Raw genomic sequence first — 2,213 nt, 5'->3', positions numbered from 1 at the left:
GAAGGAAGAAGGAAGAAGAAAGAAGGAAGAAGGAAGAAGAAAGAAGGAAGAAGGAAGAAGAAAGAAGGAAGAAAATTTTGACCGTAACAAGGTAACAAGCTTTGGGTTTCGTTATATCTCAACCTAACTTACAGAAAAATTGTGGTTTAAAGCCTCCCTTTTTAAGCTATGCTTTATAAACATCTTTCTTAACATAAAACTTGACAAAATAAATAAATTATGTTGTAGGCTTTTAAAGCCTTTTTCTAGAGAAAAAATGTATTTAAAAGTACATTTATTTTGGTAGATTTGGTAGATCAAGTAGTTTTACTTAGATACTATGACTATTTCTCCCTTCTCCCCTTCTCTCCGTGTCCCTGTGTCTCCGCGTCTCCGTGTCTCCGTGTCCTAGTGTCTGAGGAGTTCCTTATAAGGGATAGCTTTTTAAGGGGATAATAAAGAAAAATTTTCATTATTAGTCAATCCTCTTATTTTCAAGAAGAGGTAATTATTCATTATTAATTGTTGAAAGAATCTACAAAATCAATTTTTCTGCTCCTGATAAAGAGACTTAAACAATTGTTGTCTTTTTTTATGGTCAACAATAGGCGCAGGATAATCTACAGCTTCTCGCTCATCCGCCGGAATTTTACCAGTAACTAAATACTCCGTATCTACACTCCGCAACTCTGACACCCACTCCCGAATATATTCTGCTTCTGGGTCATATTTCTGTGTCTGAGATGCAGGATTAAATATTCTCAAAGGTTTTGGGTCCATCCCACTAGACGCACTCCACTGCCAACCGCCATTATTAGCAGAAAGGTCCCCATCTATTAATTTCTGCATAAAATATTTTTCGCCCCATTGCCAGTTAATAATTAAATCTTTGGTCAAAAAACTGGCAACTATCATCCGGCAACGGTTGTGCATCCAACCTGTTTCATTTAACTGACGCATAGCAGCATCAACAATAGGATAACCTGTTCTACCTTCACACCAGGCCAAAAAATATGCTTCATTATTCTCCCAAGGAAAATTTTTCCAATGTGGGCGATAAGGACCAGTTTCTAGTTCGGGATAATGATACATAACATATTGATAAAATTCGCGCCATGCTATTTCTTTTTGCCAAGTTTCTATATTTTCAAATGCTTCATCGCTAGAACAATTTTCTATTAATTCTTGAGTTTTTGCCCAAACTGTCCGAATACCAATAGTACCAAATTTTAGGGCTGGACTGAGTTGGGATGTACCATCAATACTAGGGAAATTTCGTTGTTGTTGGTATGAGTATATTGCCCCTTGGCAAAATGTTTCTAATTTTTCTAGTGCTATAGTTTCTCCGGGTTCGAGAATGAGTGGGTTTTCCCAATTAAATCCTAATTCTTTTGCAGTGGGTAAGTCAATAACTCCTACTTTTTTGGTGTGTTGAAGTTCTTCTTCAGTTAACCCTTTGAGTACGGAAATATTGACTGGTTTAGATTTTTTTTTGCTGCTCCAAGTTCTCCAGAATGGAGTATAAACACTATAGGGTTTATTAGTAGAAGTAAATATTTCTTCTGGGCAATGAAGGAGTTGATCCCAAAATGTTTTTACTTGAATATTTACTGTTTCTAAATTTTCAGTAACTTGGCGATCGCGCTCCCGACTATAAGGTTCAACATCTCGATTCCAATATACTGCTTTTGCCTCTAAAAAAGTTGCTAATTTTGGTATAGCTTCGGCAGGTTTTCCTGAGAGTATTAATAGTTGACTTCCTTTTTCTTGGTAGCGTTTTTGTAGATGTTGTAAACAACCAATCATATAGGTTATTCTTGCGGGGGCAATGTCGTCTTGTTTGAGAATATTTTGGTCAAGGCAAAATATTCCTACTACTTTTTGATTTTGTTGAGATGCTTGTGTCAGTCCGATATTATCTGAAATGCGTAAATCGCGTCGATGCCAAAAGAGAATTAAGTTAGACATTTATTTTAATTTTATTGTTATAGCAGAAGAAAGAAGGAATAAAGAAGAAGGAAGAGAGAAAAATCTTATCTTGTCTTAATTTTAAGCTTTTTATTTTTCCTAACCTTTCCTTCGACTGCTATAATTTTAAGTTTACTGTTAATTAGATAATTTTTGTTTATAGGCAAGCATTTCCTGGGGGATGCTTACATTTATAGTAATTCCAAGTCAGCTATAATCTCGATTTTAACAAAATTATTAATGATTAATTATTTTAGGTTTTAAGT

Annotated in this window: 1 protein-coding gene; it reads right to left on the bottom strand. The window is 35.0% G+C overall.

Annotated elements, in window-relative coordinates:
* Positions 1 to 522: 522 nt before the first annotated feature.
* Positions 523 to 1,947, bottom strand: a complete 1,425-nt coding sequence (locus AC3DU7_RS28325) for a deoxyribodipyrimidine photo-lyase, 8-HDF type (RefSeq protein WP_488042595.1) — start codon at positions 1,945 to 1,947, stop codon at positions 523 to 525.
* Positions 1,948 to 2,213 lie beyond the last annotated feature (266 nt).

Source organism: Okeania sp., assembly GCF_983059655.1.
The sequence above is the reverse complement of the archived record's forward strand: the minus strand, read 5'-3'. Positions and strand labels throughout refer to the sequence as shown.